Below are 13288 nucleotides of genomic sequence, written 5' to 3'. Positions count from 1 at the left end.
CGGGTTTGCCGTCACAGTAAGCGCCGCAACAGCGGTAAAACCCAGGCTGTAGACATCAGCAGTTCCTAGCAGTATCCGAATCGATTCGATAATTCTTCAGGAGACATGACATGAAAAAACGAAGCTTCCTTCAGGCCACGGCCCTGGCCACCATGACGCTTGCCAGCGCGCAGGTGTTTGCCCAGGCCAATACCTTCAAGATCGGCCTGATCCTGCCAATGACCGGCCAGCAGGCGTCTACCGGACGCCAGATCGAGGCCGCCGCGCGCCTGTACATGGCGCAAAACGGTGACACCGTGGCCGGCAAAAAAATCGAGCTGATCCTCAAGGACGACACCGGCGTGCCCGATGTGACAAAACGCCTGGCGCAAGAGTTGGTGGTGAGCGACAAGGTCAACGTGCTGGCCGGCTTCGGCATCACGCCTTCAGCCCTGGCCACCGCGCCTATCGCCACGCAGTCCAAGACCCCCCAGGTGGTGATGGCTGCCGCCACGTCCAGCATCACGCAAGCCTCGCCCTACATTGTTCGCACCAGCTTCACCCTGCCGCAGGCTTCTGTGGCGCTGGCCGATTGGGCCCCCAAGAACGGCATCAAGAAAGTGGTCACGCTGGTCAGTGACTACGGCCCCGGCATCGACGCTGAAAAATTCTTCAAGGAACGCCTGACTTTCAACGGCGGGCAGGTCACCGAGTCGCTGCGCGTGCCGCTGCGCAATCCGGACTTTGCGCCTTTCCTGCAGAAGGTCAGAGACCTGAAGCCCGACGCGCTGTTTGTGTTTGTGCCCTCGGGCGCTGGCGCTGCGGTGATGAAGCAGTTTCTCGAGCGCGGCATGGACAAGGCCGGCATCAAGCTGATTGGTACCGGCGACGTGACCGACGACGATCAGCTCAACGACATGGGCGACGGCGCACTGGGCGTGGTCACCTCGCACCATTATTCGGCTCACCACCCGTCGGCCATGAACAAGAAGTTTGTCGAAGCTTTCGGCAAGGCCAACAAGGGCATGCGCCCGAACTTCATGGCCGTCGGTGGTTATGACGGCATGCGCGTCATCTACGAAGCGCTGCGCGCCACCAAAGGCCAGGGCGGCGGCGATGCTTTGCTCGAAGCCATGAAGGGCCAGATTTTCGAGAGCCCGCGCGGCCCGATGTTCATCGACGCGCAAACCCGCGACGTGGTGCACAACATCTATCTGCGCAAGGTGGAACGCAAGGACGGACAGTTGCACAACGTCGAGTTTGACGTGATCAAGGACGTCAAGGACCCGGGCAAAACCAAGTAACACGGATTGTGGTCTGCGCGGCCCGAGTTGCTCCACAGTCGCGTGTGCCCCAGCACGGATGCCGGGTCAGGCCCGGCATGACAGCTTTCTGTCATTGCGGACCTGATCCGCAATCCATGACTCCGTTTCCTGACCGGCTTCATGCCCCTGCTTTTTCCCGCCTTCCGTTTCACCTGAACCCTTATGCTCACCATCCTTTTTGACGGCATCGCCTACGGCATGCTGCTCTTCATTCTGGCCGTGGGGCTGGCCGTGACCATGGGCTTGATGAACTTCATCAACCTGGCGCATGGCGCGTTTGCCATGGTGGGCGGCTACATCACCGTGCTGCTGATGCAGAAGGCGGGCGTCCCCTTTCTGGTATGCCTGCCGCTGGCTTTTCTCGGCTCGGCGCTGCTGGGCGGCATTCTGGAACGCACGCTGTACCGGCCGCTGTACCACAAGCCGCATCTGGACCAGGTGCTGTTTTCCATCGGCCTGACCTTCATGGCCGTGGCCGCGGCGGACTACTTCATCGGCTCGACGCAGCAGATTGTGCAACTGCCGGAATGGCTCAAGGGCCGCACCGAGATCGGTGAAGGTGCCTGGATGCTGGGCATGGGGCACTACCGCCTGTTCATCATTGCGGTCTGCGCCGCGCTGACCGTGGGCCTGCAATACGTGCTGGCCAAAACCCGCTTCGGCAGCCGCCTGCGCGCCTCGGTGGACGACCAGCGTGTGGCGGCTGGCCTGGGCGTCAACGTCAACATTGTTTTCCTGACCACCTTTGCCATGGGCTCCGGCCTGGCCGGCCTGGGCGGCGCGCTGGGCGCCGAGGTGCTGGGGCTGGACCCGACCTTTCCGCTGAAATTCATGATTTACTTTTTGATCGTGGTCGCCGTCGGCGGCACGTCGTCTATCACCGGGCCGCTGCTGGCTGCGCTGCTGCTGGGCATTGCCGACGTGGCCGGCAAGTACTACATCCCCAAACTCGGCGCCTTCATTGTTTACGCGCTGATGATTGCCATCCTGATCTGGCGCCCGCAAGGCCTGTTTGTGCGCCAGGGCGGAAAGTCATGATGAACACCACACGCGACATCCTCAACATCGGCGGCCGCTGGAGGCCATGGGAAGTGGCGATCTGGCTGCTGGCCCTGGCATCACCGCTGCTGCTGTCCAGTCACGCGCTGATCATCAATGAGATTGCCATCGTGGCGCTGTTTGCGGTGTCGCTGGATTTGATCCTCGGCTATACCGGCATCGTCTCGCTCGGGCATGCGGCCTTCTTCGGCATGGGGGCCTATGCGGCAGCCCTGTTTTCCAAACACGTGATGCCCGACCCGCTGGTCGGCCTGGCCTTCGCGATTGCGGTATCGACTTTGCTCGGCGCCGTGTGCAGCCTGACCATCATGCGCGGCAGCGACCTGACCCGGCTGATGGTGACCCTGGGCGTGGGCCTGATCCTGATGGAGCTGGCCAACAAGCTGGACTGGCTGACCGGCGGCGCCGATGGCCTGCAGGGCGTGGTCATGGGCCCGTTGTTGGGGCGGTTTGAGTTTGACCTGTATGGGCGCACCTCGGCCCTGTATTCGCTGGTGGTGCTGCTGGTATTTTTTGTGCTGGCACGCCGCCTCGTAAATTCACCCTTCGGCGGCACACTCAAGGCGATTCGCGATAACCGGCTGCGTGCCATGGCGATCGGCATTCCGGTGACGGCACGGCTGGCGGTGGTGTACACCGTGGCGGCCGGTATCGCCGGCGCCGCTGGCGCACTGCTGGCGCAGACCACCGGCTTCGCCTCGCTGGACGTGTTTGCCTTTGACCGCTCGGCCGACGTGATGCTGATCCTGGTGATTGGCGGCACCGGCTGGCTGTATGGCGGCGTGACGGGCGCGATTGCCTTCAAGCTGATGCAGGACGTGATTTCGAGCATCACTCCGCAGTACTGGACCTTCTGGATCGGCCTGTTCCTGGTGGTGCTGGTGCTGGTGGGCCGTGAGCGGCTGATCCGGCCCTGGACCTGGTTCAGGAAGGCCAGGCAATGAACACTCCCACTCATGGACATGACGCTGAGAGCGTTCTGGTGGCCCGCGGTCTCGTCAAACGTTTCGGCGGTATCACCGCCACCGACAATGTCACGCTGGATCTGAAAAAGGGCGCGCGCCACGCGCTGATCGGCCCCAACGGCGCCGGCAAAACCACGCTGATCAACCTGTTGACGGGCGTGCTGGAGCCCACCGAGGGACGCATCACGCTTGAAGGCCAAGACATCACCGCGCTGGCACCGCATCAGCGCGTCAAGCGCGGCATGGTGCGCACCTTCCAGATCAACCAGCTGTTTGACACCTTGACGCCTCTTGAAACACTGGCGCTGACGGTGTCGCAGCACCGGGGGCTGGGCCGCAAGTGGTGGCAGGCGCTGGGCAGCAGCAAGGCTGTGACCGAGCGCTGCGAACAGTTGCTTGAGCAGTTTCATCTGACCGAGGTCATGAACCAGAAAACCAATGTGCTGGCTTACGGCAAACGCCGCTTGCTCGAGATTGCGATTGCGCTGGCTTGTGAACCACGCGTGTTGCTGCTGGACGAACCGGTCGCCGGCGTGCCCGCCGGCGAACGCGAAGAGTTGCTGCAGACCGTGGCGGCGTTGCCGGCCGACGTGTCGGTGCTGCTGATCGAACACGACATGGACCTGGTGTTCAGCTTCGCCACGCGCATGACGGTGCTGGTCAACGGCGCGGTGCTGACCGAGGGCGATCCGGAACAAATTGCCAATGACCCGCAGGTCAAGGCGGTGTACCTGGGCCATGGCGCTGAAGCCGGGGAGCACGCGTGATGGAACTGCTGAGAATCGAGAATCTTAGCGCCGGATATGGCGAAGCCGTGGTGCTGCAGGGCGTGTCGCTGGCGCTGGACCCCGGCAAAACCATGGCGCTGCTGGGGCGCAACGGCACCGGCAAAACCACGCTGATCAACACCCTGGCCGGCGCCACGCGCCAGCATGGCGGCAGTATCACCCTGGCCGGCAAGGCCCTGCACAAGCTGCCGTCGCATGAACGTGCGGCCGCCGGCATCGGCTGGGTGCCGCAGGAGCGCAACATCTTCAAGTCGCTGACGGTGCATGAAAACCTGACCGCGGTGGCACGCCCCGGCAAGTGGACGTCCGACGGCGTCTACACCATGTTTCCGCGCCTCGCCGAACGCAAAGGCAACCTGGGCACGCAGCTCTCGGGCGGCGAGCAGCAGATGCTGGCTGTGGGCCGGGCGCTGGTACTTAATCCGAAATTGTTGCTGCTCGACGAACCGCTCGAAGGCCTGGCGCCCATCATCGTGGAAGAGCTGCTGCGCGCGATCCGCCGCATCACGCGTGAAGAAGGCCTGTCGGCCATCATCGTCGAGCAGCATCCACAGGCCATCCTGGCGATTTCGGACAGCGCCGTGGTGCTGGACCGCGGCACCGTGGTGCATGCCGGTACGGCGCAGCAACTGCGCGACCAGCCGCACTTACTGGAGCAGCACCTGGGCGTGGCGCGCTGACGCCGCCTCCATGCCGCCGCTGAAGTTCAATGCCAAGGCGCTATTGAGTTGCCAGCTGCTTTGCGCCCATGACATCAAGCACCAAGCGGTGCCAGGCTGGCCGTCGGGGCGCGTGCGATGATTGCCAGGTACAACGATAATCGGCACACGCAGGTCGCTCGCGGTCTGCAGGTTTTTCCCTCATTGCTGCCCTGTTTCGCCGTGAAGGCGAAGAGGGCAGTTTTACGCTTATAGGGTGATGAATTGAAGTTGCTTTCCCTGTTGGCCGGAGCCTGCGCGGTTCTGGCGGGTGTGATCCTGACGGTTATCACGCTGATTACCTGCATCAGCCTGATCGGGCGCAACACCATTGGCACCACGCTGGTTGGCGACTATGAGCTGACCGCTGCCGCTGCCGGCGCTGCGGTAGCGTTGTTTCTGCCGCTGTGCCAGCTCAGGCGTGAAAACATCATCGTGGATTTCTTCACCGCTCGCCTGTCCGCTGCCGCCAACAGCCGGCTGGATCGCCTGGGCAGTGCGCTGCTGGGTGTGGTGCTGCTGGTGCTGGCCTGGCGTACCGTGGTGGGCGGCATCAGCGCCTTCACGTCCAACTCCTCCACCATGATGCTGGGCTTTCCCGAGTGGATCGTCTACGCCTTCATGGTGCCTCCTATGGTGCTGACCGGCCTGATCGCCGTGACCCAAACCTTGCATGGCGATTTTCCGGAGCAGGCCAAATGAGTTCCTTGATGTTGGCAGGCCTTATTTTTGCCTGCATGTTGGGCCTGATGGCGATTCGTGTGCCCATCGCCATTTCCATGTTTGTCGCGGGTGTGTTTGGCTACCTTTACCAGGTCGGACTGGCGCCGTTTCTTAACAACCTCAACGGGCTGGCCTACGCGCGTTTCGCCAGCTACGACCTGTCGGTGATTCCGCTGTTCATCCTGATGGGCAACTTCGCCACCCAGGGCGGCATCTCCAAGGCCTTGTTCCAGTTTGCCAGCGTGGTCATGGCCGGTTTCCGCGGCGGCCTGGCTATGGCAGCGGTGATGGCCAGCGCGGCTTTCGGCGCCATTTGCGGCTCGTCCATCGCCACGGCGGCCACCATCACCTCGGTGGCCCTGCCCGAGATGAAACGCCACGGCTATTCCGGGCGCCTCGCCACCGGCACGCTGGCGGCAGGCGGCACGCTGGGCATACTGATTCCACCGTCGGTCCCACTGGTGATTTACGCCATCCTGACCGAGCAGAACATTGCCAAGTTGTTTGCAGCGGCCACCATCCCCGGCATCATTGCCATGTTCGGGTACATGATTGCCATCGCGGTGTATGTGCGTCTGTTCCCCGGCCATGCGCCCGAGCATGACGAGGACCGCCCGCGCATGACGCTGGCCGGTGTGCTGGCGGTGGCGCCGATTGCGATCATTTTCGCCATCGTGTTTGGCGGCATCTACGGCGGGCTGTTCACGCCCACTGAAGGTGCGGGCGTGGGCGCGGCGGCGACCTTTGTCGCAGCTCTGCTCAGGCGGGAGCTGACGCTGCACAAGATCAAGCTGTGCTTTTATTCCACGGCGGGTGCCAGTGCGATGATCTTCATGATCTTCATCGGCGCGGACATGATGAACACCGCGCTGGCCTTGACCCAGGTGCCAGCCCAGCTGGCCAGCGTGATCCAGGGCTGGGGCGTTGCACCGGTGCTGGTGGTGTCTGGCATTTTGCTGTTCTACGTGGTGCTGGGCGCGGTGATGGACGAGTTGTCCATGATCCTGCTGACCATCCCGATCTTTTTCCCGGTGGTGATGGGCCTGGACTTCGGCATGCCCAAGGAATCCGTAGCCATCTGGTTCGGCATCATGGTGCTGATGACGGTGGGCTTTGGCCTGCTGGCGCCGCCAGTGGGGCTGAACGTCTACGTGGTCAACGGCATGGCCAAGGACGTGCCGATCTCGGAAAGCTACAAGGGCGTGATGCCTTTCCTGGTCAGCGACGTTCTCCGCACTATCTTGTTGCTGATGTTTCCCCCCATATCGCTTTGGCTGGTCAAGTTCGTCGGGTGACGCGCGCAGGCGCTGCTGTTTTTTTTTGACGTGTTATTGAATTGATAGCTGGCTGCGCCCAACTGCCATGGGGCAGGGCTCATTTTTTTCATGGCCTTCCGAAGGAATACTGAAAGCGTGGTTCCTGGCGGGAGGGCCTTTATGCATGGGTCAGCATGCGTTATGCATTTTTGTTCTGGCTGCTAGAGGGCTGCAAGGCTTTCGGCCTGGCGAGGTATCGGTCAGAATTTGACAATCACCATAGGAAACCATTCCATGACATTCCAACGTTTTGCCTGCAGTTTGCTGGCGTCCATGACCTTCGCTTCATTGGCCATGGCACAAACCTTTCCGAGCAAACCCATCAGAATCGTTGTGCCTTTTGGCGCGGGCGGTGTGGCGGACTTGACCGCGCGCAACGTGGCGAGCAAGCTCAGCGAGTCGCTGGGCCAGGCTGTGATCATCGACAACAAGCCGGGCGCCGGCGGTGTGGTGGCGGGTGACGCGGTGGCCAAGGCCGAGCCGGACGGCCACACGCTGTTGCTGATGTCCAATGGCACGGCCGTGAGTGCGGGCCTGTTCAAGTCGCTGCCGTTTGATACCGTGCGCGATTTCGCGCCGGTTTCCACCATGGGTTTCTTTGACATTGCCATCATCACGCCGGCTGATTCAAAGTTCAAGACACTGGGTGAGTTGGTGGCTTTCGCCAAGGCCAACCCTGGCAAGCTCAACCTTGGAACCATCAACATTGGCAGCACACAAAACCTGACGGCCGAGCTGTTCAAGAGCACATCAGGAGCAGACATGCAAATTGTTCCCTTCAACGGTACGCCTGCGGTGATCACCGCCTTGCGCGGCGGGCAGATTGATGCCGCCGTGGAAATTCTGGGGCCGGTGCTGCCACAGATCAATGCCAAGGCGCTGCGTGCCCTGGCTGTTACCGGCGAAAAACGTGCCGCGGTGTTGCCCGCGGTGCCCACCGCGAAAGAAAGCGGCCTGCCGACCTTTGTCGCCTCCAGCTGGAATGCCCTTGCCGCGCCTGGCAAAACCCCGAAAGCCGTGATCGCCCGCCTGAACAAGGCGATAGTGGCTGCAGTCAATTCGCCCGACGTCAAGAAAAAGCTGAAAGAACTCAATGTGGAAGCGCGCTCCAGCTCACCCGAGCAGGCCGCCGAATTGCTGGCCAGCGAAACGAAGCGTTGGGGCGATGTGATCGTCCGCGCAAAAATTCCGACGCAATAAAATCTGCGCTTTGCAGCGCGGAGGTGCACATCGTGAAGTTTCAGCACATCGGCATGGTCGGCTATGGCGAAGTAGGCAGGATTTTTACTGCGGGTCTCAAGCAGCAAGTGAGCGCGGTGAGCGCCTGGGACCTCAAGTTTCCCGCCAATCCTTCCTGCCGTGAACAGGCCGTGCAGGCCGGCCTTACAGCCTGCGACGCCATGGCCGCGCTGTGCGCGCAGGCCGACTTGGTGATTTCAGCCGTCACTGCATCCAACACACTGGCGGTGGCGCAGGCCGCCGCGCCGCATATCCGCCACGGCGCGGTTTTTCTGGACCTCAATTCCGCATCCCCAGGCACCAAGCAGCAGGCCGCGCAACTCATTGAGGCGGCTGGTGCACGCTATGTCGAGGCTGGCGTGATGACCTCGGTGCCGCCTTATGGCATACGTGTGCCCATGCTGCTGGGCGGCACATCGGCAGCTGAGCTGGCGGGGGTGCTTAATGCCTGGGGCATGGATGCCAAGGCGGTCAGCGACCAGCTTGGCGTGGCGAGCGCCATCAAAATGTGCCGCAGCGTGATGATCAAGGGCCTGGAGGCCTTGGTGATCGAGAGTTACAACACGGCGCGGGCCTACGGTGTGGAAGACCATGTGTTGCCTACGCTGGCCGAAACCTTTCCCAGCATCGATTGGGAAAAGCAGGGTGCCTACTTTTTCAGCCGGGTGGTGCAACACGGGCAGCGCCGCGCAGAGGAAATGCGCGAAGCAGCCAACACGGTGCGCGAGGCGGGCTTTGAGCCCTTCATGGCTACTGCGATTGCCGACAAGCAGCAGTGGGTGGCTGACCAGGCTGGGGCCGGCGTGTTTGCCGGCGTAGGTAAAGACGCCCGCTGGCAGGACTACGCCGACAAACTGCTGGCAGGCAAGCCACTATAAAGTTAATAGCGTATTCTCGCCGTCGATTAAGGGCGAAAGGCTAATTCGTTCCAAAGTGCGCGTGAGCAGACTCCCGGGGTGAGCAGATTTTCCCAATGAAATCTCTGCCGTTCGCCCCTTATCCCCGGGTCTGGTGCGCCATCAAAAACGCGGTAGCCAGAGATTCAAGCCGCACCGAAGCCGAACAGCCGCAGGGGCGTGCTCCAAAGTATCTTGTGCCGGTCCTCTGCATCAGGCACCGATTGCACAAGAAGCTGCATCAGCGGGCCATAGTCCAGACGCCGTGAGGCTTTGAGAAATGGCCAGTCTGACGCCCAGACGCAATGCTCTGGTCCGAAGGCCTGTAACAGGGCGCCAGTAAAAGCCGCGGTGTCTGCAAATGGAAAGTCCTGAGCGGAAAATTTGGCAAAGCCCGACAGCTTGACCGTGGCGCGCTGGCTGTTCGCGAGGGCCAGCAGGGCCGCAAAGCCGTCGCCTTTGACACCGCGCGCCAGATCGGGTCGTCCGCAATGGTCGATCAGAATTTTTGCGCCCGCGTCGAGCAGCAAGGGCGAGAGCGAGGAAAGCTGGCTACCTTCCACCTGAATCTGCACAAACATGCCCAGCTCCCCCAGCCTGGCCAGCAAAGGCGCAGCCGTGCGGTAGTGGTCCAGCCCGTGCAGTGAAAAATTGAAGGCGGCGCCCACGATGCCCTGCGCTTTGAGCTCCTGCAGATAAGACCTTGGCGCGTCGTTCGGAACAACGGCAATGCCTTTGAAGCGGCCGTTGCTGCGCGCGATGGCGCTTAGCATGCAGCGGTTGTCCGTGCCATAGCCGGAGTTGGGCCCGACCAGCAGGGCGTGCTTCACGCCGTAAGCATCCAGCACCTGCAAAAAGTAATCGGCCGAACCCGTTTCCTGGCCCGCAGGCCGGTAGGCCACGTCCGTTGCGTAGGCAAAACCCTCGGGGTTCAGCACATGACAGTGGCAGTCGACCTTGGGTGCGCTGTAAATCGACGCATCCACTGTCATGGGTGACATGCCCAGGACGCCACTTTCACAGAGTGGCTTCGATGGAGCGCCGCAGTTCAGGCGTGATCTCGGGCATCACTCCGAACCAGGCGTGGAAGGCTGGACGCGCCTGATTAAGCAGCATGCCCAGGCCGTTGACGGTGGTGTTGCCACGTTGGCGCGCAGCGGCCAGCAGGGGAGTTTCCAGCGGGACGTAAATCACGTCAGAAACCAGCGCATGGCGCGGTAAGGCGTCCAGCGACAGCTCCAGCGGCGGGTTGCCGTGCATGCCCTGGTTGGTGGTGTTGACCAGCAGCGCCACATCGGCGAGCGCCGCATGCCGCTCGCTCCAGGGCATGGCCTTGACGGGGGCGCCAAATTCCGCAGCCAGTGCCTGGGCCTTGGCGTCGGTGCGGTTGAGCAGCCGGATCTCTTTGGCACCACGGTCGGCCAGGCTGAGCACAACTGCCCGCGCCGCGCCGCCTGCGCCCAGCACGGTGACAGGGCCGGCGTCTGCGCGCCAGTCGGGCTGCGCGTCCAACAGGCTCTGGATGTAGCCAAAGCCGTCGTTGTTGAAGCCCTTAAGCGATCCGTCGGGCTGAACCACGATGGTGTTGAGCGCGCCCATGCGTTTGGCGTTGGGGTCCACCTCATGGACCAGCGCCAGGGCGTCCACCTTGTGGGGAATGGTGATGTTGCAACCGCGAAAGCCCAGCGCCGCCAGACCGGGCAGAGCCACGTCCAGCTTGCCGGGCGCCACCGGCAGTTGCACATAGGCGCCAAGCAGACCGTACTTTTCAAGCCAGTGGGTGTGAAGCTTGGGAGAACGCGAATGCGCGACGGGCCAGCCCATGACACCGGCCAGGCCGAAGGGAAGTGAACTCATTTTTGCGGGATTCCTTATTTGCGGCCGACGGGTGGCAGGACGCTGCTGATCACCTGCTTGCCGTTTTCGACTTTGGTCATGTAGCTCTCGCGGTCCAGGTCGCCATTGGCGTCATAGCTCACGTCCAGCAGGATGCCCGGATGGTCCTTGACAGACAATGACACGCCTTTCATGGCTGCGGCGAACGCCTTGGAGTCGAACTTGCCCAGTTTTTCTGTCACCGCCTTGACGATGTACATGCCGCTGTAGCCCTTGAGGCCATTGTGGTCGGACTTGACCTTGTATTCGGCCTGGAAGGCGTCGCCGAATTTTCGAATCAGCGGCTGTGGTGCGTCGGCCGTCAGGCCCACGTGCGCTACCGCACCGTTGGCCGCATCGCCGGCCAGCTCGATCACCTTCTGGCTGGTCAGCACGGTTTCGCCAATCATGGGTTTGTCGTAGCCCTGTTTGCGCAGCTCGCGCAAGGCGCGGGCGGACTCTTCTTCGTTGCTGTAGATGAAGACCGCGTCGCTGCCCGACTGCTTGGTCCGCAGCACAGGCGCGCTGAAGTCAATCTGCCCAGGCTCGGTCGAAATGGCGTTGACGACCTTGACGCCGCGCGCTTCGAGCTCTTTCCTGATTGCGTCCAGCCCGCCCTTGCCGAAGTCGTTGTTGACGTAGATGACGTCCACCGATTTGGCCTTGACCGTGGTCTGGATGTAGCTGGCGATCTTGGGCATGGCCGTTGACTGCGTGAACGAGGTGCGGAAGACGTAGGGGTTGCCTTGCTGGGTGATGGCCGCCGCCTCACCGCCGGTGAAATTGGGAATCTCGGCGCGCCGCGTCTCGGCCATGCTGACCATGATGGAGCCCGAAAACACCGGCCCCATCACCACATAGGCGGACTGGTCTACCGCCTTTTGCGCCAGGGCCTTGGCCACGCCTGGGTTGGACTGCGTGTCCAAGGACAAGTAGCTGATTCTGCGACCCAGAATACCGCCCGCGGCGTTGATTTCCTTGACGGCGAGCTTGACCCCGTTGTCGAAATTACTGCCCGATGTGGCGCCCGTGCCGCTGAGCTCGACGAGGCCAAAAATGGGCACAGTTTGCTGGGCACATGTGACGCTGGCCGCGGCAAGGACCAGCCCGCCCAACAGGGATTTCAAGGTAAAAGGGGCTTGCATGTTGTCTCCGGTTTGAATTAAATGACTTTGCTGTTGCTTCATTGAAATAGAGCGGCAGGCTAGTACGCCTTACCCTTCCCGATTGGATCACCGGCTTCCAGCGCGCGATTTTGCGCACGACGGGACATCAGGCTGCTCATTCTCGCGAAATGCCATCCATACCGTCAACTTCCGACTCAACGCACCGCAGCGCCATGGGCGGGTCTTCCTCATAGCCGACTGGGCAAGCTCCTCGGCAAAGTTCCGTTTCATGGAGGGCCTCGTCTTCTGTTGGCGCTTTCAGTCAGGGGTGATGCTCCCCGCCTTGATCACTCGCGCCCAACGGGGGATCTCCGCCGCGATGAGTTGCGCGAACACCTGCGGCGTAGCCGGCGTCGCCTCGGCGCCTTCGGCGGCGAGGCGCGCGCGGACCTCTTCCGATGCCAAGGCCTTGTTGGCGTTCTGGTTCAGGAGCGACACCACATTGGCCGGGGTACCGACAGGAGCCACCAGGCCGTACCACTGGTCCGCCTCGAAGCCTTTGGTGCCGGGCACGCCGCTCTCGGCCACGGTGGGGACGTCCGGAAGCAGCGCGAGGCGCTTGGGGCTCGACACTGCAAGAGCGCGCAGTTTGCCGGACTTGATGTGGGGAAGCAGCGCCGGAATGCCCGTAAAGAGCACGTGGATCTGGCCGCCCAGCAGGTCAGTCACCGAAGGCGCCGTTCCCCGGTAGGGAATGTGCAGGAAAGAACTGCCGGTCTGCATCTTCAGGTATTCCATGGTGGTGTGCGCGGCGCTGCCGTTGCCACCGGAGCCGTACGAGAGATGGCCGGGCCGCGCCTTCGCCAACGCGATCAGCTCCTTGAGGCTGTGCGCGGGCATCGAAGCGTTCACCACCAGCACGTTTGGAACGCGGGCTACCCACGCCACCGGCGTGAAGCTGCGCTGCGGATCGTATGAAAGCTTCGGGTATAGGGACGGGTTGATCGCTAGCGTACCGATGTGGCCCATCAACAGGGTGTAGCCGTCGGCAACGGACTTCGATGCGCGCTCCGCGCCGAGCGAACCGCCCGCGCCCGGCAGGTTCTCGATCACGACCGGCTGGCCGAGCGCCTTGCCGAGTTCGAGCCCCATCGCGCGGGCGAGCACGTCGGTCGAGCCGCCCGGCGGGAACGGCACAATGATGCGCATCGGCTTGGAGGGAAAAGCCTGGGCGCGGGTCGGCAGGGCCAGCGACAGGGCGCCGCCTGCGCCGGCCAGGATGGCTGCGCGTCGAGTGGAGAGAAATTTCATCATGGGAT

13 protein-coding genes are annotated in these 13288 nt (G+C 62.4%); 9 read left to right on the top strand and 4 right to left on the bottom strand.

Translation table 11 applies throughout. From position 1 onward, the window contains the following. The first annotated feature begins 110 nt into the window (after positions 1-110). From IEX16_RS14620 to IEX16_RS14580, 9 genes are all read left to right on the top strand, one after another. Positions 111-1283: an ABC transporter substrate-binding protein gene (locus tag IEX16_RS14620; RefSeq protein WP_188709221.1), complete on the top strand. Its 1173-nt coding sequence runs from the start codon at positions 111-113 to the stop codon at positions 1281-1283. 183 nt (positions 1284-1466) lie between these two features. Next, positions 1467-2342 (top strand): branched-chain amino acid ABC transporter permease, encoded by an 876-nt coding sequence (locus IEX16_RS14615; protein WP_188709220.1) that lies wholly within the window; start codon positions 1467-1469, stop codon positions 2340-2342. Then, entirely contained in the window at positions 2342-3307 is a 966-nt protein-coding gene (locus IEX16_RS14610) for a branched-chain amino acid ABC transporter permease (RefSeq protein ID WP_188709219.1), read from the top strand. Before IEX16_RS14615 ends, IEX16_RS14610 begins: the two co-directional genes overlap by 1 nt. Then, a complete protein-coding gene (locus tag IEX16_RS14605; RefSeq protein ID WP_188709218.1) occupies positions 3304-4095 on the top strand; it encodes an ABC transporter ATP-binding protein in 792 nt (263 codons plus the stop codon). The genes IEX16_RS14610 and IEX16_RS14605 overlap by 4 nt, the downstream gene beginning before the upstream one ends. Beyond that, complete coding sequence (locus IEX16_RS14600; protein WP_188709217.1) at positions 4092-4796, top strand: ABC transporter ATP-binding protein; 705 nt, start codon at positions 4092-4094, stop codon at positions 4794-4796. Before IEX16_RS14605 ends, IEX16_RS14600 begins: the two co-directional genes overlap by 4 nt. A gap of 243 nt (positions 4797-5039) precedes the next feature. Continuing rightward, complete coding sequence (locus IEX16_RS14595; RefSeq protein ID WP_188709216.1) at positions 5040-5516, top strand: TRAP transporter small permease; 477 nt, start codon at positions 5040-5042, stop codon at positions 5514-5516. Beyond that, positions 5513-6832 (top strand): TRAP transporter large permease, encoded by a 1320-nt coding sequence (locus IEX16_RS14590; protein WP_188709215.1) that lies wholly within the window; start codon positions 5513-5515, stop codon positions 6830-6832. Before IEX16_RS14595 ends, IEX16_RS14590 begins: the two co-directional genes overlap by 4 nt. 255 nt (positions 6833-7087) lie before the next feature. Beyond that, positions 7088-8053, top strand: coding sequence for a Bug family tripartite tricarboxylate transporter substrate binding protein (locus tag IEX16_RS14585; protein WP_188709214.1), 966 nt, complete (start codon positions 7088-7090; stop codon positions 8051-8053). 32 nt (positions 8054-8085) lie between these two features. Next, complete coding sequence (locus IEX16_RS14580) at positions 8086-8970, top strand: NAD(P)-dependent oxidoreductase (protein WP_188709213.1); 885 nt, start codon at positions 8086-8088, stop codon at positions 8968-8970. Between the two features lie 164 nt (positions 8971-9134). Here the strand turns inward: IEX16_RS14580 and IEX16_RS14575 are convergent, their stop codons facing one another. The 4 genes from IEX16_RS14575 to IEX16_RS14560 all read right to left on the bottom strand — a co-directional run bounded on the left by IEX16_RS14575 (position 9135) and on the right by IEX16_RS14560 (position 13280). Next, entirely contained in the window at positions 9135-9989 is an 855-nt protein-coding gene (locus IEX16_RS14575; RefSeq protein WP_229676357.1) for an amidohydrolase family protein, read from the bottom strand. 16 nt (positions 9990-10005) lie between these two features. Then, positions 10006-10845, bottom strand: coding sequence for a shikimate dehydrogenase (locus IEX16_RS14570; protein WP_188709212.1), 840 nt, complete (start codon positions 10843-10845; stop codon positions 10006-10008). A 14-nt stretch (positions 10846-10859) separates the two neighbouring features. Next, the gene (locus tag IEX16_RS14565; RefSeq protein WP_188709211.1) at positions 10860-12008 is read right to left on the bottom strand and encodes an ABC transporter substrate-binding protein; all 1149 of its coding nucleotides are present in this window, start codon (positions 12006-12008) and stop codon (positions 10860-10862) included. 279 nt (positions 12009-12287) lie between these two features. Beyond that, the gene (locus IEX16_RS14560; protein ID WP_188709210.1) at positions 12288-13280 is read right to left on the bottom strand and encodes a Bug family tripartite tricarboxylate transporter substrate binding protein; all 993 of its coding nucleotides are present in this window, start codon (positions 13278-13280) and stop codon (positions 12288-12290) included. Between the last annotated feature and the right edge of the window lie 8 nt (positions 13281-13288).

Source organism: Polaromonas eurypsychrophila (assembly GCF_014641715.1).
In the GTDB taxonomy this organism is placed as follows: domain Bacteria; phylum Pseudomonadota; class Gammaproteobacteria; order Burkholderiales; family Burkholderiaceae_C; genus Polaromonas; species Polaromonas eurypsychrophila.
This window is presented reverse-complemented; position numbering and strand designations above follow the sequence as displayed.

Bases quoted from the DNA above. Each gene is read 5' to 3' on its own strand.
- IEX16_RS14570 (WP_188709212.1), bottom strand. From the start codon at position 10,845: ATGAGTTCACTTCCCTTCGGCCTGGCCGGTGTCATGGGCTGGCCCGTC.
- IEX16_RS14585 (WP_188709214.1), top strand. From the start codon at position 7,088: ATGACATTCCAACGTTTTGCCTGCAGTTTGCTGGCGTCCATGACCTTC.
- IEX16_RS14590 (WP_188709215.1), top strand. From the start codon at position 5,513: ATGAGTTCCTTGATGTTGGCAGGCCTTATTTTTGCCTGCATGTTGGGC.
- IEX16_RS14605 (WP_188709218.1), top strand. From the start codon at position 3,304: ATGAACACTCCCACTCATGGACATGACGCTGAGAGCGTTCTGGTGGCC.
- IEX16_RS14610 (WP_188709219.1), top strand. From the start codon at position 2,342: ATGAACACCACACGCGACATCCTCAACATCGGCGGCCGCTGGAGGCCA.
- IEX16_RS14560 (WP_188709210.1), bottom strand. From the start codon at position 13,280: ATGAAATTTCTCTCCACTCGACGCGCAGCCATCCTGGCCGGCGCAGGC.
- IEX16_RS14575 (WP_229676357.1), bottom strand. From the start codon at position 9,989: ATGTCACCCATGACAGTGGATGCGTCGATTTACAGCGCACCCAAGGTC.
- IEX16_RS14620 (WP_188709221.1), top strand. From the start codon at position 111: ATGAAAAAACGAAGCTTCCTTCAGGCCACGGCCCTGGCCACCATGACG.
- IEX16_RS14565 (WP_188709211.1), bottom strand. From the start codon at position 12,008: ATGCAAGCCCCTTTTACCTTGAAATCCCTGTTGGGCGGGCTGGTCCTT.
- IEX16_RS14615 (WP_188709220.1), top strand. From the start codon at position 1,467: ATGCTCACCATCCTTTTTGACGGCATCGCCTACGGCATGCTGCTCTTC.